This window comes from Massilia oculi (assembly GCF_003143515.1).
In the GTDB taxonomy this organism is placed as follows: domain Bacteria; phylum Pseudomonadota; class Gammaproteobacteria; order Burkholderiales; family Burkholderiaceae_D; genus Telluria; species Telluria oculi.
This window is the reverse complement of sequence record NZ_CP029343.1, coordinates 3,845,486-3,865,857: the sequence shown is the minus strand read 5'-3', so window position 1 is coordinate 3,865,857 and position 20,372 is coordinate 3,845,486. Positions and strand designations below refer to the sequence as shown.

Here is a 20,372-nt window from a genome sequence, read left to right as displayed (position 1 = left end):
AGTCAGTAGTCGTAGTTCAGGTTGAAGCCGGTGGTCACGCTGGCGCTGCGGAAGCCGTCCGGACGATCGATCGGGGCGCCGCCGAACAGGTCGCCCTGCAGCCGTCCCCACGCAAAGCGCCAACCGATGGCGGCGCCGCTCAGGCGGGTACCCAGCAGGCGCTCGGCGCCTGGGCCGGAGACCTGGCCGTGGTCGATCGCCGCATACAGCTGCTGGCGGGTGCCGGGAAGCGTCCAGGCCAGGTCGTTGCGCAACAGCCAGCCGCGCTCGGCCGACAGGCTGGTTTCGCCGTCGAAGCCGCGCACGGTGTAGCGGCCGCCGATGGCGAAGCGGTCCTGCGGCACCAGCGGCGTGCGGTTCCACTGGCCGCGCCACGAGGACGACCAGGCGAGGTCGCGCGTCAGCGGCAACTGCAGGGCCAGGTCGGCGGTCAGGAGTCGTGGGCGAGCCGTGCCTTCGCCATAGGGCTCTTCCGGCGCCGCCAGGGTCCCGAAGGCGCCGGTGCCGATCTTCCAGCCCAGCGCGGCGTCGAGCGTGGCGCGGCCGATGAATTCCTTGTGCGCGATGCCGAGCACGAAGCCGCCCATGCGGCGGCGCTGCACTTCGACTTCGGTGTCGTCGATGAAGTTGTGGCTGCGGCGCTGGTAGGCGCGCACCGAGAGCGTGGTCTTGCGCACGGCGTCGCGATACACCAGGCGCGACGCTTTCAACTCGGTGTTCAGGCTGCTGCCGCTGTAGATGTAGTCCTGGTTGGCGCCGGCCACGCTCTGGTGGTAGCGATAGTCATTGACCTGGGCCGAGAACAGCCAGTATTGCCATGGCACCGAGTAATGTGCCGCATAGCCGCGCGTGCCGTAGTCGCCGGACGGGCTGTCGCCGGGCAGGTTATGGTTCAGCGTGAGATAGAACAGGTCCTGCGAGCCGGTCGGATTGTCGACCGACAGCGTGACCCCGCCCTGGTAGGTGCCGGTGGCCTGACTGCCGCTGTCGTCGAGCGACACGGCAAGGCGATAGGCGCGGCCGCCCCGCCACTTTACTTGCAGGTCGCTTTCGCCGGGCAGGTCGGCCGGCACGATCTGGATGTCCGCTTCGGCGCCCGGCACCCGCTTGAGGTTCTCCAGGCCCTGCTCGATCGCACGCAGGTTCAGCAGGTCGCCCGGGCGGGCCGGCAGCGCGGCGCGCCAGTGTCCCGGCTCGGCGCCGGCGAAGCGGATCGCCCGGATCCGCCCGCGCACCAGGGTCAGCTGCAATCGGCCGTCCCTCAGGTCTTGCGGCGCGGCGACCACCCGGGTGGTCACATAGCCGCGCGCGACCAGTGCATTCTGGACTTGCCCGACCAGGACGTTGATGCCGGCGCTGCCCAGGCAACGACCGCGGCCGGGATGCGCGGCGTCCAGCGCCGACGCAAAATCCCTGGCGCCTTCTCCTTCGAGCTCGACCGTATCAATGACGAAGCAGGGAGACTCGGCGACGGGATAGCCGGCCGGCGGCGTCGGCGCGCCCTGCAGGCGCACGTCCGGCTGGGCCTCGTCCCGCTTGCGGCGTGCATCCTCGCGCTGCTGCTGGAGCTGCAGCTGTTGCTCGGCTAACCCCGACACATCCTGTGCAAGCGCGGGAAAGGAGAAGCTGGCGACGAACAGGGCGATCGGCGCACAAAGGCGAAAATAATGCGGAAGGACTGACATTTGTTTCCATGCAACAACTTAACCGCGGGGAGTATATGCACTAAGTTGCCACATGGAAATACATCTAATTACAAATTAACGACAACCTATCGGACTTACCAGTTTTTTGTGACTTTTTAGCCACACGATTGTGACAATTGGCGAGAGTTCGCCGGAATCAGGGCTTGCGCTTGCGCCAGCGCGCAATGTGCTCCTGCAGGCCGACGACGAACACGAAGAAGGCCGGCACGAACAGCACCGCCAGCACAGTAGCCGCCACCATGCCGCCGAACACGCCGGTGCCGATCGCATGCTGGGTCTCGGCGCTGGCGCCCGAGGCGAGCATCAACGGCACCACGCCCAGCGCGAACGCCAGCGACGTCATGAGGATGGGCCGCAGGCGCAGGCGCGCCGCCTCCACCGCCGATTCGAGCAAGCCTTTTCCCTCGTCGTGCAGCTGCCTGGCGAATTCGACGATCAGGATCGCGTTCTTGGCCGACAGGCCGATCACCGTGATCATGCCGACCTTGAAGAACACGTCGTTGGGCAGGCCGCGCAGCATCACCGCCGCCACCGCGCCGATCAGGCCCAGCGGCACCACCAGCATCACCGAGAACGGGATCGACCAGCTCTCGTACAGCGCGGCCAGCACCAGGAACACGACCAGGATCGACAGCGCCATCAGCAGCGGCGCCTGGGCCGCCGTTTCGCGTTCCTGCAGCGACTGGCCGGTCCACTCGACCGCGAAGCCTGGGCCCAGCTGGCCGGCCAGGCGCTCCATCTCGTCCATCGCCTCGCCACTGGATGCGCCCGGCGCCGCGGCGCCCGCGATGCGCACGCTCGGATAGCCCAGGTAGCGGATCAGCTGCGGCGGCGCCTCGGTCCAGACGGGCTTGACCACCTCGGCCAGCGGCACCATGCCGCCGTTCACGTTGCGTACATTCAGCTTGAGGACGTCGGCGACCTGCATGCGGGCGCTGGCCTCGGCCTGCACGATCACCTGCTGCATGCGCCCGGCGTTGGGGAAGTCGTTGACGTACACCGAGCCCATGGCGGCCGACAGGGTGTCGCTGATGTCGGCGAACGCCACGCCCAGCACCTGCGCCTTGGCGCGGTCGATGTCGAGACGCACGCTCACGCCGGGCGGCAAGCCTTCGGGATAGACGCCGGCCACCAGCGGGCTTTGCGCGGCCAGCGCAAGCAGCTTGTCCTGGGCCGCCATCAGCGCCGCCTGGCCCTGGTTGGAACGGTCCTGCAGGCGCAGCGCGAAGCCGGACGAGTTGCCCAGGCCGTCGATGGCCGGCGGCATCAGGCTCATGATCATGCCTTCGCGGCTGGAGTTCATCGCTTCCTGGGCCGCCGCCACCTCGCCCTGGGCGGTGGCGCCGTCACGCTGGTCCCAGTCCTTGAGCATGGTGAAGGCCATGGCCGCGTTCGGACCCGAGCCCGAAAAGCCGAAGCCGAGGATCGCTTCATTGTCGCCCAGGCCGGGGCGCGAGGCCACGTGCGCTTCATAGGCCTTGACCACCTCGAGCGTGCGTTCGACGGTGGCGTCGCCCGGCAGCTGGAACGAAGTCATGAAATAACCCTGGTCTTCCTCGGGCAGGAAGGCCGACGGCAGCCTGCCGAAGGCGAAGGCCAGCGCGATGCCGATCGCCAGCCAGGCCAGCATCATGCGGCCGGCGCGCCTGACCAGCGCCGTGGTGGTGGACGAGTAGCGCGCCGTGAGACGCTCGAAGCCGCGGTTGAACCAGCCGAAGAATCCCTTTTTCTCATGATGGCCGCCCTCGACCGGCTTGAGCAGCGTGGCGCACAGCGCAGGCGTGAACGACAGCGCCAGGAAGGCCGAGAACAGGATCGAGACCGCCATCGACAGCGAGAACTGGCGGTAGATCACGCCCACCGAACCGCTGGCGAAGGCCATCGGGATGAACACGGCGGTCAGCACCAGGGTGATGCCGACCACCGCGCCGGTGATCTCGCGCATCGCCTTCATCGTGGCCTCCTTGAGCGACAAGCCCTCGGTCGCCATCAGGCGCTCGACGTTCTCGACCACCACGATCGCATCGTCGACGATGATGCCGATCGCCAGCACCATGCCGAACATGGTCAGCACATTGACCGAGAAGCCGGCCATCATCATCACCGTAAACGTGCCCAGCAACGCGATCGGCGCCACCAGCGCCGGGATCAGGGTATAGCGCACGTTCTGCAGGAACAGATACATCACCAGGAACACCAGCACCATGGCTTCGAACAGGGTCATCACCACCTTCTTGATCGAGATCTCCACGAATGGCGCGGTGTCGAAAGGCACGCTGACCTTCATCCCGGCCGGCATCGCCTTGCCCAGTTCGGCCAGGCGCGCACGCACGCCGGCGGCGGTGGCCACCGCATTCGCGCCGGGCGCCATTTGGACGCCGGCGGCGGTGGCGACGTGGCCGTTCTCGCGCGTGCTGAAGCCATAGCTCTGCGCGCCGAGCTCGATGCGCGCCACGTCCTGCAGCAGCAAGGTGGAGCCGTCGGGGTTCGCGCGCAGCACGATGGCGCGGAACGCTTCCGGCGTGGACAGCTGGCCCTCGGCGGTCAGCGGCACCGTGATCTGCTGCCCAGGCGGCGCCGGCGCGTCGCCCACGCGGCCCGGCGCGATCTGCGCGTTCTGGCGCGCGATGGCGGCCGTGACGTCGGTCATCGACAGGTTGTAGGCCACCAGTTTGGCCGGATCGACCCAGACCCGCATCGCCTTCTCAGCGCCGAACAGCTGCACCTTGCCGACACCCTCTACCCGGCGCAACTCCTCGACCACGTTGCGCGCCATGTAGTCGCCCAGGTCGGTCTCGTCGAAGGCGCCGGTATCCGACGTCAGCGCGATGAACATCAGGAAGTTCGAAATTGTCGACTCGACGATCAGGCCGTTCTGGCGCACCGTCTGCGGCAGGCGCGGCTCGACCGCCTTGATGCGGTTCTGCACGTCGACCTGGGCCATGTCGGGATCGACGCCGGGCCGGAAGGTGGCGGTGATCTGGGCGGTGCCGGTGGTATCGGTCGACGACTCGAAGTACAGCAGGTTCTTGACGCTGGAGAGTTCGCGTTCGATCAGGCCGACCACGGCGTCGTTCATGGTTTGCGGCGTCGCGCCCGGATAGACGGCGGTGATGCTGACGGTGGGCGGCGCCACGTTGGGATAGCGTTCCACCGGCAGCTGCGGGATGGCGATCACGCCCAGCAGCACGATGAACAGGGCGATCACCCAGGCGAACACGGGGCGGTTGATGAAAAACAGGGGCATGGGTAGAGTAGCGGGTCGGGCAAACGGCGATTGTGCGGTGTGCACGTTGGCATTCGGTTGCCCTTGTATGGAGATTCGATGGAGATGACCGCGCAATCGGGCGCTGGAGCGGCCCTGGTGCTGATCGCCGAGGACGACGACGAGATCGCGGTCATCCTCACCGCCTATTTCTCGCGCGGCGGCTTTCGCACGCTGCGCGCGCAGGACGGCCATCAGGCCCTCGCGCTGCACCTGTCCGCGCGGCCCGACCTGGTGCTGCTCGACGTGCAGATGCCCGGCCTCGACGGCTGGATGGTGCTGTCCGAGATCCGCCGCCGCGGCGGCACGCCGGTGATCATGGTGACCGCGATGGACCAGGACGTCGACAAGCTCACCGGCCTGCGCATCGGCGCCGACGACTACGTGGTCAAGCCCTTCAACCCGGCCGAGGTGGTGGCGCGCGCCCAGGCAGTGCTGCGCCGCACGCTGGCCCATGCGGCGGGCAATGGGGCATCCGTGATCCGCGTCGACGACCTCGTCATCGACCTGGACAAGCACGAGGTCACGCTGGCCAGCGCACGTGGACCGGCGTTGGCGCTGACCCTGACCGAATTCAAGCTGCTGGCGTATCTGGCGCGCTCGCCGCGCCAGGTGTTCAGCCGCATGGACCTGCTCACCCACTGCCTGCCCGAGGGCGACACGCTGGAACGCACGGTCGACAGCCATGTGAGCAAGCTGCGCCGCAAGCTGGAAGAAGCAGGCGTGACCGACGTGCCGCGCGGGATCCGCGGCGTCGGCTACAAGTTCGGCGGCAAGACGTGAAACCCGTCCATGGCCTGAGCCGCCAGATCGTGGTCACCATGACGCTGCTGGTGCTGAGCGTGGTGGTCGCGATCACGGTCGGCTCCTATGTGTTCTATTTCGTGATGTTCGCCTACGCTCCCGGCCATTTGGCCCCAGCCGGCGCCTGGATGCCCTCGGGCCCCGAATGGGGCTGGATCGTGCTGTCGACCCTGAGTGCGGTCGCGCTCGCGATCTTTGCCGCCGCCAAGCTGTCGCGCCGCATCCTGGCGCCATTGACCTCGGTCGCCAGCAGCTTGCGCCGGGTGTCGAATGGTGATTTGACGGCACGCGCGACAAGCGACGACCGCTCCCTGGGCGAAGCCTCGCTGCTGGTGGAAGACTTCAACGTCATGGCCGAGCGGCTCGAGCGCATGGCGAAAGAGCAGGTGTTCTGGAACGCCGCCATCGCGCACGAACTGCGCACCCCGATCACCATCCTGCGCGGCCGTATCCAGGGACTGGCCGAAGGCGTGTTCATGCCGGATGAGAAGCTGTTTCGCAACCTGCTGGCACAGGTGGAGAACCTGGGACGGTTGATCGAGGATTTGCGGGTGGTGGGCCTGGCCGACAGCGGCCACCTGACCCTGCAGATGGAACGCTGCGACCTGGCGGCAGGGATCCGCGACGTGCTGGCCCTGACCGAACCGGAGCTGCGTGCGAAAGGCCTGCTGCCCGCGCTGCGGCTGAACGAGGACCTGGTGGAGTGCGATCCGGCGCGCATGCGCCAAGCGCTGCTGGCGCTACTGGAAAACGCGCGCTGCCATGCGGCGCCGGGCTGGCTCGAGATCGGGCTTGCCTGTAGCGGCGGCGAATGCCGGCTCACCGTGACGGATAGCGGACCGGGGATCGACCCATGCTTTGCGGCCAAGCTGTTCGACGCTTTCCAACGCGGCGATGCGGCGCGCCTGCAGGGTGGGTCGGGCAGTGGCCTGGGACTGGCCGTGGTCAGGGCGATCGCGCTGGCGCATGGGGGCGAGGCGCGCTGCCACGCGGTTGGCGGCGGCACCTGTTTCGAGCTGGCATGGCCGGATCAGGCCAGGGTTGGACGCGTGGACGGCACAGCCGTTCACCCTGCACTGGAACGCCGCCCTTGATCCTTGCGTGGCAGCAGGCCGCGCGCGCCCGCGCGATGGCGGCGTGCCCAATGGCGCGCTGTCCATCAACAACCGCGGCCAAGAGCTGGCGAAACCCGTGCCCCAGTGACTCATACCGCTTCGGTGGGGCCGGCCGCTTCGGCCCTGGCCGCCTTGACCCGCCCAAGCGCGGTTTCCGGATCCAGGCCGGCCATGATCAGGTTGATGATCTCGTGCTTGTCTTCTTGCCCGATCCACTCGCACGCCTTGCGGTGCGAGCAGAAATAGGCATACCAGGACACATCGGCCGGGCGCTCCTTGCGCGGCTTCAGGCGGGCCGGCACGGCGGCCCGCTGCGCGCTGGCGAACGCCGGCATTTGCGCATCGGCGCCCGACCAGTCGAATGCGGCGGCGGCGCGCCGGTCGGCTTCCCAGTCGCCATCGTATCCCCTGGCCGGCAGCATGCTGTCCTGGCCCACCGCGAGACTCGACAGCCTGGGCCAGGCATGGGCGGCGCAGAAAGCATCGACGAAGCGCAGCTTCATGCCGATGCCGATCGGGACCGCCCGGCCGAGCACCGCGTCCTTCGGGTGCAGCGAGCGCGCCAGCGTCAGCAAGTCCTTGTAGCCGATCGGCGCGCCCTGCCCCGTCCTTGCGTGGTGCGCCAGCGCTTCGTAGACGCGCATGCCGACCTCGATGTCGTTGACGGTGATTTGCTGCTCTGCTCTGGCGTTGCCGGTCATGCGCGCCTTCTCGGGACGGGTGGTCGATGGGCGTCATTATGCATCAGTGCGACCTCGACCTCTCCCCGGCTCAGCGCTTGACCGTGCGCCCAAGGAAGTCGCGCATCAGGCGTGCGATCTGCTCGCCGTCTTCTTCCAGCGCGAAGTGGCCGGTGTCAAGCAGGTGCAGCTCCGCCTTGGGCAGGTCGCGCAGATAGGGGCTGGCGCCTTCGGCCGGGAAGATCTTGTCGTTCTTGCCCCAGACGATCAGCATTGGCGGCTGGTGCTTGCGGAAGTAGGCCTGCCAGCCCGGATACAGCGGCGGGTTGGTGCCGTAGCTATAGAACATCTCGAGCTGGATCGCCTTGTTGCCCGGGCGGTCCATATAGGCCTGGTCGATCACGGCGGAATCGGGACTGACGTGGCCGGCCGGGTCGCGGTAGCCTTCGGAATACTGCCAGCGTGTGGCGTCGAACTCGAACAGGGGCCGCAGCTTGGCCGCGTTGGCTTCGCTCTTGTCCTTCCAGTAAGCCTTGGCCGGCACCCAGAACGGGTTGTCCAGGCCCTCGTCATAGGCGTTGCCGTTCTGGACCACGATGGCGCTGATCCGTTCGGGATGGGCCGCCGCCAGCCGATAGCCGATCGGCGCGCCATAGTCCATCACGTACATGGCGTAGCGGGTCAGGCCGACCTTGGCGGTGAACTTGTCGATCGTCGCGGCCAGGTTGTCGAAGCTGTAGGTGTAGCGGTCCATCGGCGGCTGGTCGCTCTGTCCGTAGCCGGGATAGTCGGGCGCGATCACGCGGTAGCGGTCGGACAGCTTCGGGATCAGCTCGCGGAACATGTGGGACGAGGTCGGAAAACCATGCAGCAGCAGGATGGCCGGGGCGTTCTTCGGGCCGGCTTCGCGGTAGAAGACCTTGACGCCGTCGACGTCGACCTTGTGGTAGCTGACGGTGGCGGCGGCCCGGGACGCCGGCTTGACCGGCGCCGGCGCGGCGCCGTGCGCCGGCTGGATCAGCGCGGCAAGCAGCGTCGCGCCGGTTGTGAGCGCGAGGCCCATGCGATGGAAACGAAGAGCGGTCATGATCATCCTCTTTCAGGTTCATTAGCGGGAACGGCGCTGATGGGGTTACCCGTGACAGGTAACGCTAGCAGTGTGGCGCGGCCGGGCTGGGAGGAGAATCGGCGCCCGACGCAATTGACTGTTACGTCTTGGGCAATGGCGTCGCGTGGCGCATCCAGTGGCGGCATGCCTGCGTATCTGGTTGTGACGTTGCGTGTCTTCGCAGCCCCAACTCGATTGAGGGAGTATTACGTGTCAGGATCCATTTCTCACCGCATCCACGAACTTGCTCGCGCCGCCCGAATGCTGGCGGTGATCGGCGCGGCGCTCAAGCTGCGTTCCGGCGCCGGCGTCGATACCGCCATCGAGGAGCAGATCAGCGACGGTGTGCGCCTGGCGTTGGGAGATGCCTTGACGGACCTCGACCACGCGGAAATCGCGCCGCTGCTTGTCGAGATCGAGATGGCGTTCGTGGAAAGCAGCGAATTGTTCAGGGAGCCCGATCGCACGGCTTCGTGGCAAGTCGAAGACCCCGACCTCCTCCAGGCGATGGGGCGTGCCTCCAGCAATGCATTCGACCGCATCCTTGGCCTTGCCAGCACACGGCCTTCCTTGCAGGCGGCGCTGGATGGCGTGTTTCTCGATGTCGGCACCGGGGTCGGCGGCGTTGCGCTGCGGGCCGCGCAGACGTGTCCTGACCTCGATATCGACGCGATCGACATCTGGGAACCCGCGTTGCGTCTCGCCGCCGGGAACGTGGCTGCCAGCGAACATGCCGGGCGCATCCGGCTGCAACGTCTCGACGTGACCGCGCTCGATCCTGGTCCACGCTACACGCTGGCGTGGCTTCCCACCATGTTCATGAAACTGTCAGTGCTCGAGCAAGCGATCGACCGTATCGCGGCCGCTTCGTGCAGCGGGGGCTGGCTGATTGCGCCGCTGTATACCAGGCCGGACGATCCGTTCATGGCGATGATGTCGTCGCTGCGCACGCTGCGTAGTGGAGGCGAAGTCACGCAATCCGCGCAACTCGAGGCACTGCTTCGTGCGCGGGGGTATGTCGATGTTGAAGTGGAGGTGGGGCAGATAGCGACCTTTGTCATGGGCAGGCTTGCCTGAACCTGAGGCGTTCGCCTTCGGCACTGTCAAAACATGAAGCTTGGTTTGCTCCGTAATGCGCGGGGTAATCGTTTGGGTCAGATATTGCGCGGCGGAGCGGCTACTTGAGCCAAGGGGAACGTTCTGGTTGAACTGCCGTTTTGCCTTATGGCATCATTGATGCCCGACCTTCATCCTGATGCCAATGAAAAGACGTTCACTCCTGCAGCTTGCGACTGCACTGTATGCAACCGGCGCTAACGCATTTACCGCCCCGCCCGCAAAAAGCAGCGACGCCGAATTGCGACACCGGTTCTGGTCCGGTCATGGCCCGGTGATTGACCGCTTATCTCTCGATCCGCTCAGTCCGTTCCATACCCGCCATCCTGCCTTTCCCGGTGGAATGCGTAATTTCCAGTTGATCGACCGTGGCGCCACCAGGCTGGTGACCACTGACGGATTGTCGGACTCTGTGGCGGGAGACGAGCGATTTGCTGACCGAAATGGATTTGAGCTCGAGCTATATATTGAAACCGATGAGGCGCTGACCACGCTGGAAAACACATGGACCGGAGGCGTCCTGCTCGAACTGGCAACGCTCGCCATCAATCATGGACGCTTGGCAAACACCGTGGAACGAGAGCGGTATGTCACCGTCCAACTGAAAATGGACGGCGTTCCTGAGGAATGGTCGCTGGCACATGAGGATGGCAATGTCGGCATGTTTCTCGGTCTTGAACAAACCAGTATGCCGGGCCGCGTCGTGCTGTCGAAAACCCATTTCGCGCCCGTGAATGCGAAGCTGATGCGCCCTGCCGAGCTGCAATATGCGATCGACGCGAAGAGCCGCGCCAGAGCCGACCTTGCTGCGCGATATGCCCGTCAGACCGGAAAAGCTCAGCTATCGAATATCGCGCGTGCCTCGGTCGTGTAAGTGACCTATTTGCTCGCGGCCCTTGGTTTGATGTCGCCGCAGTCACTGCTCAGCCACTTGCCGGTGCCGCTGCCCTTGAGAGTCATGGGCTGATTATCGACACCAGGCATTGTTGTCACCGATTCCACGTCGAACGCTTTTTCGCCGCGGTATCTCACGCGCATATCCATAATCATGCGCATGTCCGGATCAGTGCACGTCATACTGACGTCAACCCCATCCGGTCTCGGCGATTTTTTCGTTGAGCAAGACTTTAACGTTTGCTCGCCGAGAATGTCGTACTTGGCAATCTGCTCCTTCGTGATGCATTCTTTCGTGCGCAAGCCAAGTCTGTTCCCTGTGGTTTCCATGCCTTTGGCAGCGAGCGCGGCGTCCGACTCCGCGATTTCTCTACGAGTCTCGGGCGTCGCCACACTGTCTGCCCACTGTTGAATGCTATCCCCGAGCGGATTGATTTGCGTCCCGGCAAGGGGCAGCAGCTCGACCTGCCACAGTCCAGGTTTGATCTGTGCCTGTTGCGCCATTGCGTTCGGAACGACGATAGCGGCCAGGCCAAGCAGGATCGTCGAGGTCAGGATGCGTTTCATGGCAGTGTTCGGACGGGAATGCAATGCAGTCTTGCTCTTTGACGCCAAAATCGCCATTGAAGTAATTGGTAGGCCTCCCGTGAGTCGAACACGGCACCAACGGATTATGAGTCCGCTGCTCTAACCAAGCATGAGCTAGAGGCCCAGAAACTGGTACGGTGGAAAGCGAACTCGCCACCTGCTCACCGGCTGGACACCGGATGAACGAAGTGGCGAGAGCATATTGCCTTTACTGCAGGTAAGTCAAGCCTGTACGACCAATCAGCTGCTGCCTTCGAGGAAGCTCTTCAGCTTGTCCGAACGCGATGGGTGACGCAGCTTGCGCAGCGCCTTCGCCTCGATCTGGCGAATCCGCTCGCGGGTCACGTCGAACTGCTTGCCCACTTCTTCCAGCGTGTGGTCGGTCGACATCTCGATGCCGAAGCGCATGCGCAGCACCTTGGCTTCGCGTGGCGTCAGCGAGTCGAGCACGTCCTTCACCACGCCGCGCATCGAGGCGTGCAGGGCCGCATCCGACGGTGCCAGGGTGTTGTTGTCCTCGATAAAATCGCCCAGATGCGAATCGTCGTCGTCACCGATCGGCGTTTCCATGGAGATTGGCTCTTTTGCAATCTTCATGATCTTGCGAATCTTATCTTCCGGCATTTCCATCTTGATCGCGAGCGTTGCCGGATCCGGTTCGGCGCCGGTTTCTTGCAGGATCTGGCGCGAGATCCGGTTCATCTTGTTGATCGTTTCGATCATGTGCACCGGAATACGGATCGTGCGCGCCTGGTCCGCGATCGAGCGGGTAATCGCCTGGCGAATCCACCACGTCGCATACGTCGAGAATTTATAGCCGCGACGGTATTCGAACTTGTCCACCGCCTTCATCAGGCCGATATTTCCCTCCTGGATCAGGTCGAGGAATTGCAGGCCGCGGTTGGTGTACTTCTTGGCGATCGAAATTACCAGACGCAAGTTGGCCTCGGTCATTTCGCGCTTGGCCTTGCGGGCCTTCATTTCACCGGCCGCCATTTGACGGTTGATGTTGCGCAGGTCTGGCAGCGGCAGCACGACGCGCGCTTGCAGGTCGATCAGGCGTTGCTGCAGTTCCTTGATCGTCGGGATGTTACGGCCCAGGATGGCGCTATAGGCGTGGCCGGCGTTGACTTCGCCGTCGACCCATTCCAGGTTCGTTTCATTGCCCGGGAAGACCTTGATGAAGTGGGCGCGCGGCATGCCGCAGCGGTTGACCGCGACGTCGAGGATCTGCTTCTCGATGTGGCGCACTTCGTCGACCTGGCCGCGCAGGGTGTCGCACAGCTTCTCGACCACCTTGGCCGTGAAGCGGATGCCCAGCAGCTCGTTCGAGATTGCTTCTTGCGCCTTGACGTAGGCTTTCGAGTTGTAGCCGTCCTTCTCGAAGGCCTTGCGCATCTTGTCGAATTGCTGGCCGATCTCGTCGAACTTGCCGAGGGCGGCCTGCTTGAGCGCTTCGAGCTGCTCGGCCGAGTAGCCCGCGGCGGCGCCGGTGCCGGTCGAGGCTTCTTCTTCCTCTTCCTCTTCTTCGGCGTCCTCTTCGTCTTCCTCGTCGTCGTCGGAATCGGTGGAGGTCGGGGCGACCGCGCTCGGCGAAACGTCTTCGCCTTCTTCGGGGTCGACCATGCCGTCGACGATCTCGTCGATCTTGATCTCGTCGCGCTCGATCTTGTTGGCGGCGTCGATGATCTCGGCAATGGTCACCGGGCAGGCGGAGATCGCCTGGATCATGTCCTTCAGGCCGTCCTCGATGCGTTTCGCGATCTCGATCTCGCCTTCGCGCGTCAGCAGCTCGACCGAGCCCATCTCGCGCATATACATGCGGACCGGGTCCGTTGTGCGGCCGAAGTCGGAGTCGACCGTCGACAGCGCGGCCTCGGCGGCAGCCTCGGCTTCGTCGTCGCTCGTGACGTTCGGCACGCTATCGGACAACAACAGGGTCTCGGCATCGGGCGCGTGTTCGTACACGGCGATGCCCATGTCGTTGAAGGTGCCGATGATGCCTTCGATCGCTTCCGGATCGACGATATTCTCGGGCAGATGGTCGTTGATCTCGGAATACGTGAGGAAGCCGCGCTCCTTGCCCGACTTGATCAGGGCCTTGAGCTTGTTGCGGCGCAGCTCGAGTTCTTCTTCGCTGGCCTCGGTATCGGACGAGAACGCATCTTTCAGCAGCGCTTTTTCTTTGGCTTTGCGGTCCTTGGCCTTGGCCTTGTCCGCCGCCTTCAGCTCGGCGCGCTCGACCGCGTTTAGTGCCGCGATCTCGTCGTTCTCGGGGGTGAATTCTTTCGGCTTGCGGCCACGGCGTCCCGGCACCTTGACGGAAGGCAGGACGTAGCCCGACGTGTCGATCGCGGCCAGGGCAGCTGCATCGGTCGTCTGACTGACAGGCGCTGGGTTCGCCGTACGAACCTCGGCCTTGTCTTGCGAATTGTCCGCCTTGGCGGCAGACGCTCTCGTGGTTTTCGCAGCCACTTTGGTTTCGGGTTTCTTGGTTGGCACAGGCGCTTTCGATGTCACAACGACTAACTTTACGATGGTTAAAAATAAAGTTTTGTTACCTTACATCATCCTGCAGGCACAAATCCATGGGCCTCGCTAACTGAAACACCACGCGTCAAATTGAACCGAAAATGGTTTCAACAGTTGCAATAGTTAGCGTTTTATTATAGCACGCACCCCACCTTTTTCCAGTTGCGAGCGCCTGGGCGTCCAGGGCGGAGCCAGGTGATCATCGGGGCGCCATCTCGGCAGCGGCCTCGCGGGCCAGAAGGTCCTGCTGAGCAACAATCTCGCGATAGCGAGCACTTACCTGATCTGGGGTCAGTCCCGAAGAAAACAACTGGTTTAGCTCCTGTTTCAGACAATCCACCTTGATCTGGCGCACAGAACTTAACAGAACAATGCGGTCTCCATCGACCTCATTTTCCGGTTCCGCGGCGATTTCGGCGATCATCGCATCGTATTCGTTCGTCACTTCCCGCAGTTGCTGGGACAGGGCCGCGAAGGTCCCGTGTTCACCCAGCGCCTGCGCGGTCTCGACCAGGTGGCGCAGGCGGTCGGCGCTTTCCTCTCCAAAATAATCGAAGGCCGTCAAAGCCTGCTCGTCGAGCAGCAAGGCCAGGTGCGGGTGCGCAACCAGGATGCGCAGCATCTTGAGCTCGAGCCCCACCGGCTCGGGCCGCCCCTGGCGCGGCGGCGCGCGGCGCGCGGTCGCTACCGGCTTGGACAACTCGAACAGGCTTTCGATCTCCGCCGGCGTCGATTGCGTCATGCTGGCCAGGCCACGCACGATCTGCAGGCGCAGGCTCGACGGCGTCATCGCCTGCAACAGCGGCTTGGCCTCGAACTGGGCGTGGGCACGCCCCTCCGGCGTGTCGAGGTCATGTTCCTGCGTCACTTCGCGCAACAGGAATTGCGACAGCGGCATCGCGTCGGCAATTTCTTGCTCGAAGGCTTCGGCCCCGCGCTCGCGTACGAAGCTGTCCGGGTCGTGTTCCTGCGGCAAGAACAGGAACTTGATCGTCTTGTCGTCGCTCACCTGCGGCAGGCAGGCCTCCAGGGCGCGGCGCGCGGCGCGGCGGCCGGCCTTGTCGCCGTCGAAGCTGAAGATCACGTCGTCGGTCTGGCGCAACAGTTTTTGCACGTGGGTCGTGGTGCAGGCGGTGCCGAGGGTGGCGACCGCTTGCGGGAAGCCGAGCTGGGCCAGCGCGACGACGTCCATATAGCCCTCGGTCACCAGCACGTAGCCGGCGTCGCGGATCGCCTGGCGCGCCTCGAACAGGCCGTACAGTTCCAGTCCTTTCTGGAACAGCGGCGTTTCGGGGGAATTCAGGTATTTCGGTTCGCCACCGTCGAGCACCCGGCCGCCGAAGCCGATCACCTGACCCTTGGTATTGCGGATCGGGAACATCACACGCTCGCGGAAGCGGTCGTAGCGGCGCTGGTGGTTGCCCTGCTCGTCGACCTTGTCGATCACCAGGCCGGACTCGACCAGCACGTGCGCATCGTAGTCGGGAAAGATCGAGCGCAGGCCGTCCCAGCCGGATGGCGCGTAGCCCATGCCGAAGCGGGCCGCCACTTCGCCCGTCAGGCCCCGGTTCTTGAGGTAGGCGATCGCGTTCGGCGCTTCGCGCAACTGGGCGCGATAAAAATTGCAGGCCTGGGTCAACGCATCGGTCATGGCCAGCGTCTGCGCCTGCTGGGCGGCGCGCTGGGCCGGCGGGATGCGGTCGTCGGCGTCGGGCACGATCATGCCCACGTTCTGGGCCAGGTCCTTGACGGCATCGACGAAGCCCATGCCCGAGTACTCGATCAGGAAGCCGATCGCGGTGCCGTGGGCGCCGCAGCCGAAGCAGTGGTAGAACTGCTTGGTTGGACTGACCGTGAAGCTGGGGGATTTTTCGTTGTGGAATGGGCACAGGCCCATGAAATTGGCCCCGCCCTTCTTGAGCTGGACGTAGCGGCCGACGATGTCGACGATGTCGACACGGTTGAGCAAATCGGTGATGAAAGTTTGCGGAATCACTTGGCGTTACACAGTGTTTGTCTAAATCAGACTATACCGCAGCGCTTGCTGCAAATTGATATGCAACAAGATGATGTCCCTGCACGGCAACGTGCCGGGGCATCATGTGGCTGATGCAGCAATCAGGCGCCGGCCAGGGCCTTCTTGACCAGCCCCGACACGACGGTCATGTCGGCACGGCCCGCCAGCTTCGGCTTGAGCACGCCCATCAGCTTGCCCATGTCTTGCGGACCGCTGGCGCCGGTGGCAGCCACGGCGGCGGCGACTTCGGCGGCGATTTCCTCGTCGGACAGGCCGGCAGGCATATAGGTCGACAGGATGGCCATCTCGGCCTTCTCGATGTCGGCCAGGTCGGCGCGGCCGCCGGCTTCGAACTGGGTGATCGAATCCTTGCGCTGCTTGATCATCTTTTCGATCACGGCCAGCACCTGGGTGTCGTCCAGCTGGGTCTGCTCGTCGAGTTCCTTGCGCTTGACTTCGGCGATGATCAGGCGCACGGCGGCCAGGCGGCCGCTTTCCTTGGCGCGCATCGCCGCTTTCATGTCTTCGGTCAGTTGTTCTTTCAAGCTCATGGAATCTCCGTATTCGGTGGTTTGACTGGTTCGACGACGCCACTGACGAGACCGCCTGTGGCGTGGCACAAACGACAAAACCCGCTGCGGCGAAACCGAAGCGGGTTTGCGGACATCAGCGACTCGCCGGGACAGACATGGCCGTCACCGGGTCTTGGCCGGCTGAGCTGTAATTAGTACAGTTTCTTCGGCAGTTGCTGGCTGCGGATGCGCTTGTAGTGGCGCTTCACGGCAGCGGCCAGCTTGCGCTTGCGCTCTGCGGTTGGCTTTTCGTAGAACTCGCGTGCGCGCAGTTCGGTCAGCAGACCAGTTTTTTCGATGGTGCGTTTGAAGCGACGCATTGCGACTTCGAACGGCTCGTTTTCTTTAAGGCGGATAGTGGTCATGTAAAAATCAAACCGTTGGATTTAGATAAGAACGAAATTCTAGCACCGTTTTGCAATCATTGGAAGCGTTTATCACTCCACCAATGAGGGTGTGCCACAATTGACACATCGGCCAGTTCAGCTTCCAGCCAGCGCCAGGCCTGCCGCCACGCCGGACGCCCAGGCCCACTGGAAGTTGTAGCCACCCAGCCAGCCGGTGACGTCGACGGTCTCGCCGATGAAGTACAAACCCGGCACTTTATTGGCCATCATCGTCTGCTGCGACAGTTCCCTCGTATCGACGCCGCCCAGGGTCACCTCGGCCTTGCGATACCCTTCCGATCCGGTCGGCACGATGGACCAGCGATTGATCGCGTCACCCAGCTTGCGCAATTTCGCGTCGGCCATGTCGGGCAGGCGCGCGGCTGGATCGAAACCATTGGCGGTCAGTAAGCCGTCGGCCAGGCGCGCCGGCAGCCATTGGGCCAGCACATTGCCCAGCTGCTTTTTCTCGGTCTTCTTCAGACCGATCAGGGTCTCCGCCACGTCCATTTCGGGCAGGAGGTCGAGCACGATCGGCGTGCCCGGCTGCCAGTAGCTCGAAATCTGCAGGATCGCCGGACCCGACAGGCCGCGGTGCGTGAACAACAAGTCTTCGCGGAAGTGACCACGCAGAGCGCCCTTCCCCTTTGCGCTGCCCGTGCTCACCTCGACCTCGAGCGCGATGCCGGCCAGCGGCACGAAGGGCTCCCAGCTGGGGCCATCGAAGGTCAGCGGCACCAGGCCGGGGCGGGTTTCCACCAGTTTCAGGTCGAATTGCCTGGCGATGCGGTAGCCGAGGTCGGTCGCGCCGATCTTCGGGATCGACAGGCCGCCGGTGGCGACCACGACATTCCCGACCAGCAGTTCGCCGCCATCCGTGTCGATGGAAAAGCCGGTTTCCAGCTTCTGCACGCCGGCCACCTTGCACGGCATGCGCCAGTCCACGCCACCCAATTCGCACTCGGCGCGCAGCATGGCGATGATCTGCTCGGCCGAATCGTTGCAGAACAATTGACCCTTGTGCTTTTCATGGTGGCTGATGCGGTATTTCTTCACCAGCGCCAGGAAATCCTGGGCCGTGTAGCGCGACAGCGCGCTCTTGCAGAAGTGCGGATTCTGCGACAGGTAGTTTTGCGGGCCGGCATTGATATTGGTGAAATTACAGCGGCCGCCGCCCGAGATGCGGATCTTTTCGGCGAGTTTGGCCGCATGGTCGATCAGGACCACGCGCTTGCCGTTCTGGGCAGCCACGGCCGCGCACATCATCCCGGCCGCGCCCGCGCCGATCACCGCCACATCGTATTGTTTTGCCATGCCTGCCGCTTCCTGCGCTTTACCGAACCCGTCATTGTAATGCCAGTGGCGGGCTCGGGTCAGCAGCTATTCCAGCGGCTGGCTGCGCGCGCGGATCTTGCGCGACACCTCCACGCAGTACGCCACCTGGGTTGCGATCGAGGCCGGCACCGGCACTTCTGCGCGCAGCGCGGCGCCGATCCAGGCTGCGGTGGTGGCCGCGTCACGGCCATCTGGCACGTCGGACAACTCGTCGGTCGGCGCATCGCGCTCGACCAGCAGCGCGCGCTGGCCGGCGTGGAACCAGTCGATGCGCTGGGCGCGGTGCGGGTGGGCCACGGTCTCGCCCTCGGTGCCGCGCATCAGGAAGGCGTCGCCTTGCGTTTCGCTGTCCACGCCCTCGAAGAAGCCGCCCAGGGTTTCCAGGTATTCGGGGTGGGTGTAGGACACCAGGCGCAGCGCCGGGCCATCGAAAGGCTGCAGGATCTTGACCAGGGTGTGGGTCGAATTGCGCACGCCCAGCACGCGCCGCAGCGACAGCATATGCGCCAGTCGCGGGGCCAGGTGCTCGATCGGCATGAAGGCCGGGCGCAGGTGGGCAAACTCGTTCTGCACCTCGGCCGTGGTGGTCGCCTCCCCAATGCCCAGTTGGTGCAGGATCTCGGCGGTGGTCACGCGGCCGGGGTCGGTGCGCACGCCATGCACCAGGGTCGGCACGCCCTCGCGCGCCAGCAGCAGGGCCAGCAGCGGCGTCAGGTTGGCCAGCTTGCGCGCGCCGTTATAGGTCGGGATCAGCACCGGGGCGAATTCGCCGCGCGGCGTGGGCAGCGGCGCGAACGAGGCGGCGGCGGCGTCCATGAAGCCGCCGAGTTCGTCCACCGACTCGCCCTTGATGCGCATGGCGAGCAGGATGGCGCCCAGTTCCAGGTCCGAGACCCGGCCTTCCAGCATGGCGGCGTAGAGCGCGCGCGCATCCTCGCGCGTCATGCTGCGCGCGCCCTTGACGCCGCGGCCGATTTCCTTGATGAAGGGGCGGCGACAAAGCGCTCGATGTCATTCGTGTCGGTAGTCATGGCAAAAGGATACACGGGAACCCGATTGGCCTGCAGCACGGGCGGCGACGACCTAGGGTTTTTGCGCTATCGCTTGTGCACGTGCAGCAATTTCCGTCTACACTGGCCGATCCACCTGAAAAAAACCAGACAGCATCATGACCAGCACGCCTCAAATCGAAAATACCAACGTCAGCTCGTTCACCCGCATGCCCACGCCGGTCGAACTGCATGCGGCACTGCCGCTGAGCGAGCGCGCCTATGCGACCGTCATGGGCGGTCGCGAGACGCTGCGCAACATCCTCGACCGCCAGGACAAGCGCCTGTTCGTCGTGGTCGGCCCCTGCTCGATCCACGATCCGGAGGCCGGCCTCGACTATGCGCGCCGCCTGAAGGCGCTGCAGGACGAAGTCAGCGACACCATGGTGCTGGTGATGCGCGTGTATTTCGAGAAGCCGCGCACCACCACCGGCTGGAAGGGCTATATCAACGATCCGTTCATGGACGACTCGTTCCGCGTCGACGTCGGCATGGAACGCGCGCGCCGCTTCCTGCTCGACGTGTGCGAGCTGGGCCTGCCGACCGCGACCGAGGCGCTGGACCCGATTTCGCCGCAATACCTGGGCGACCTGATCGCCTGGACCGCGATCGGCGCGCGCACCACCGAATCGCAGACCCACCGCGAGATGTCGTCCGGCCTGTCCACGCCGGTGGGCTTCAAGAACGGCACCGACGGCGACGTCAGCATCGCGATCAATGCGGTGCTGTCCTCGGCCAATCCGCATGCCTTCCTGGGCATCAATGGCGAAGGGAAAGTCGCGATCGTGCGCACCAGCGGCAATGCCTACGGCCACGTGGTGCTGCGCGGCGGCGGCGGGCGGCCGAACTACGACTCGGTGTCGGTGGCGATCGCCGAGCAGGCGCTGACCAAGGCCAAGCTGCCGGCCAACCTGGTGGTCGACTGCTCGCATGCGAACAGCTACAAGAAACCGGAACTGCAGCCGCTGGTGATGTCGGACGTGATCCAGCAGATTCGTCATGGCAACAAATCGCTGGTGGGCGTGATGATCGAGTCGAATATCGTCAGCGGCAACCAGGCGATTCCCGCCGACCTGTCGCAGCTGACCTATGGCTGCTCGGTGACCGATGGCTGCATCGGCTGGGAAGAGACCGAGAACATGTTGCGCCAGGCGCACAAGGAGTTATTGCAGCGTCCGTGAATTCGAACGAACCGTACGGTAAAA

At 64.4% G+C, this 20,372-nt stretch carries 16 protein-coding genes and 1 tRNA gene; 5 read left to right on the top strand and 12 right to left on the bottom strand.

Going from position 1 to position 20,372, the window contains the following annotated elements; genetic code table 11:
• Nucleotides 1–2: 2 nt before the first annotated feature.
• Nucleotides 3–1,685, bottom strand: a complete 1,683-nt coding sequence (locus tag DIR46_RS17640) for a ShlB/FhaC/HecB family hemolysin secretion/activation protein (RefSeq protein ID WP_109346399.1) — start codon at nt 1,683–1,685, stop codon at nt 3–5.
• A 157-nt stretch (nt 1,686–1,842) separates the two neighbouring features.
• Nucleotides 1,843–4,953: a multidrug efflux RND transporter permease subunit gene (locus DIR46_RS17635; protein ID WP_109346398.1), complete on the bottom strand. Its 3,111-nt coding sequence runs from the start codon at nt 4,951–4,953 to the stop codon at nt 1,843–1,845.
• Between the two features lie 78 nt (nt 4,954–5,031).
• Here DIR46_RS17635 and DIR46_RS17630 point away from each other — a divergent pair, with 78 nt between their 5' ends.
• Nucleotides 5,032–5,754 (top strand): response regulator, encoded by a 723-nt coding sequence (locus DIR46_RS17630; protein WP_109346397.1) that lies wholly within the window; start codon nt 5,032–5,034, stop codon nt 5,752–5,754.
• 38 nt (nt 5,755–5,792) lie between these two features.
• Entirely contained in the window at nt 5,793–6,869 is a 1,077-nt protein-coding gene (locus DIR46_RS17625) for an ATP-binding protein (RefSeq protein ID WP_109348059.1), read from the top strand.
• A 110-nt stretch (nt 6,870–6,979) separates the two neighbouring features.
• Here the strand turns inward: DIR46_RS17625 and DIR46_RS17620 are convergent, their stop codons facing one another.
• Together DIR46_RS17620 and DIR46_RS17615 are read right to left on the bottom strand one after the other, a co-directional pair.
• On the bottom strand, nt 6,980–7,591 hold the full coding sequence (locus DIR46_RS17620; RefSeq protein ID WP_109346396.1) for a hypothetical protein: 612 nt from the start codon (nt 7,589–7,591) through the stop codon (nt 6,980–6,982).
• A gap of 70 nt (nt 7,592–7,661) precedes the next feature.
• Entirely contained in the window at nt 7,662–8,657 is a 996-nt protein-coding gene (locus tag DIR46_RS17615) for an alpha/beta fold hydrolase (RefSeq protein ID WP_229446290.1), read from the bottom strand.
• 282 nt (nt 8,658–8,939) lie between these two features.
• On the opposite strand from DIR46_RS17615, the gene DIR46_RS17610 reads away from it, so the two are divergent.
• Both DIR46_RS17610 and DIR46_RS26685 read left to right on the top strand, forming a co-directional pair.
• Entirely contained in the window at nt 8,940–9,755 is an 816-nt protein-coding gene (locus DIR46_RS17610) for an SAM-dependent methyltransferase (RefSeq protein WP_162819548.1), read from the top strand.
• Between the two features lie 184 nt (nt 9,756–9,939).
• Complete coding sequence (locus DIR46_RS26685; RefSeq protein ID WP_162819547.1) at nt 9,940–10,668, top strand: hypothetical protein; 729 nt, start codon at nt 9,940–9,942, stop codon at nt 10,666–10,668.
• Nucleotides 10,669–10,673: 5 nt separating this feature from the next.
• Here the strand turns inward: DIR46_RS26685 and DIR46_RS17595 are convergent, their stop codons facing one another.
• The 8 genes from DIR46_RS17595 to ybiB form a co-directional block, all read right to left on the bottom strand.
• The gene (locus DIR46_RS17595) at nt 10,674–11,255 is read right to left on the bottom strand and encodes a DUF3617 domain-containing protein (RefSeq protein WP_162819546.1); all 582 of its coding nucleotides are present in this window, start codon (nt 11,253–11,255) and stop codon (nt 10,674–10,676) included.
• Between the two features lie 66 nt (nt 11,256–11,321).
• Nucleotides 11,322–11,400, bottom strand: a tRNA-Ile gene (locus DIR46_RS17590).
• Between the two features lie 116 nt (nt 11,401–11,516).
• Nucleotides 11,517–13,778: an RNA polymerase sigma factor RpoD gene (rpoD, locus tag DIR46_RS17585; protein WP_109346390.1), complete on the bottom strand. Its 2,262-nt coding sequence runs from the start codon at nt 13,776–13,778 to the stop codon at nt 11,517–11,519.
• A 229-nt stretch (nt 13,779–14,007) separates the two neighbouring features.
• On the bottom strand, nt 14,008–15,804 hold the full coding sequence (gene dnaG / locus DIR46_RS17580) for a DNA primase (protein ID WP_109346389.1): 1,797 nt from the start codon (nt 15,802–15,804) through the stop codon (nt 14,008–14,010).
• A 122-nt stretch (nt 15,805–15,926) separates the two neighbouring features.
• A complete protein-coding gene (locus DIR46_RS17575) occupies nt 15,927–16,376 on the bottom strand; it encodes a GatB/YqeY domain-containing protein (protein ID WP_109346388.1) in 450 nt (149 codons plus the stop codon).
• A gap of 173 nt (nt 16,377–16,549) precedes the next feature.
• On the bottom strand, nt 16,550–16,762 hold the full coding sequence (gene rpsU / locus DIR46_RS17570) for a 30S ribosomal protein S21 (RefSeq protein ID WP_005665410.1): 213 nt from the start codon (nt 16,760–16,762) through the stop codon (nt 16,550–16,552).
• A 117-nt stretch (nt 16,763–16,879) separates the two neighbouring features.
• Nucleotides 16,880–18,097, bottom strand: coding sequence for a BaiN/RdsA family NAD(P)/FAD-dependent oxidoreductase (locus DIR46_RS17565; protein ID WP_109346387.1), 1,218 nt, complete (start codon nt 18,095–18,097; stop codon nt 16,880–16,882).
• 66 nt (nt 18,098–18,163) lie between these two features.
• Nucleotides 18,164–19,063 (bottom strand): DNA-binding protein YbiB, encoded by a 900-nt coding sequence (ybiB, locus tag DIR46_RS17560; RefSeq protein ID WP_229446288.1) that lies wholly within the window; start codon nt 19,061–19,063, stop codon nt 18,164–18,166.
• Between the two features lie 223 nt (nt 19,064–19,286).
• Here ybiB and DIR46_RS17555 point away from each other — a divergent pair, with 223 nt between their 5' ends.
• Nucleotides 19,287–20,348 carry a 3-deoxy-7-phosphoheptulonate synthase gene (locus DIR46_RS17555; protein ID WP_109346385.1) on the top strand — a complete coding sequence of 354 codons (1,062 nt, stop codon included), beginning with the start codon at nt 19,287–19,289 and terminating at the stop codon, nt 20,346–20,348.
• The last annotated feature ends 24 nt before the right edge of the window (nt 20,349–20,372 follow it).

What these genes read in the sequence shown, in the direction of transcription:
- DIR46_RS17640 (WP_109346399.1), bottom strand. Translation starts at nt 1,685, where the DNA reads ATGTCAGTCCTTCCGCATTATTTTCGCCTTTGTGCGCCGATCGCCCTG.
- DIR46_RS17635 (WP_109346398.1), bottom strand. Translation starts at nt 4,953, where the DNA reads ATGCCCCTGTTTTTCATCAACCGCCCCGTGTTCGCCTGGGTGATCGCC.
- DIR46_RS17630 (WP_109346397.1), top strand. Translation starts at nt 5,032, where the DNA reads ATGGAGATGACCGCGCAATCGGGCGCTGGAGCGGCCCTGGTGCTGATC.
- DIR46_RS17625 (WP_109348059.1), top strand. Translation starts at nt 5,793, where the DNA reads ATGACGCTGCTGGTGCTGAGCGTGGTGGTCGCGATCACGGTCGGCTCC.
- DIR46_RS17620 (WP_109346396.1), bottom strand. Translation starts at nt 7,591, where the DNA reads ATGACCGGCAACGCCAGAGCAGAGCAGCAAATCACCGTCAACGACATC.
- DIR46_RS17615 (WP_229446290.1), bottom strand. Translation starts at nt 8,657, where the DNA reads ATGACCGCTCTTCGTTTCCATCGCATGGGCCTCGCGCTCACAACCGGC.
- DIR46_RS17610 (WP_162819548.1), top strand. Translation starts at nt 8,940, where the DNA reads ATGCTGGCGGTGATCGGCGCGGCGCTCAAGCTGCGTTCCGGCGCCGGC.
- DIR46_RS26685 (WP_162819547.1), top strand. Translation starts at nt 9,940, where the DNA reads ATGAAAAGACGTTCACTCCTGCAGCTTGCGACTGCACTGTATGCAACC.
- DIR46_RS17595 (WP_162819546.1), bottom strand. Translation starts at nt 11,255, where the DNA reads ATGAAACGCATCCTGACCTCGACGATCCTGCTTGGCCTGGCCGCTATC.
- DIR46_RS17575 (WP_109346388.1), bottom strand. Translation starts at nt 16,376, where the DNA reads ATGAGCTTGAAAGAACAACTGACCGAAGACATGAAAGCGGCGATGCGC.
- rpsU (WP_005665410.1), bottom strand. Translation starts at nt 16,762, where the DNA reads ATGACCACTATCCGCCTTAAAGAAAACGAGCCGTTCGAAGTCGCAATG.
- DIR46_RS17565 (WP_109346387.1), bottom strand. Translation starts at nt 18,097, where the DNA reads ATGGCAAAACAATACGATGTGGCGGTGATCGGCGCGGGCGCGGCCGGG.
- ybiB (WP_229446288.1), bottom strand. Translation starts at nt 19,063, where the DNA reads ATGACGCGCGAGGATGCGCGCGCGCTCTACGCCGCCATGCTGGAAGGC.
- DIR46_RS17555 (WP_109346385.1), top strand. Translation starts at nt 19,287, where the DNA reads ATGACCAGCACGCCTCAAATCGAAAATACCAACGTCAGCTCGTTCACC.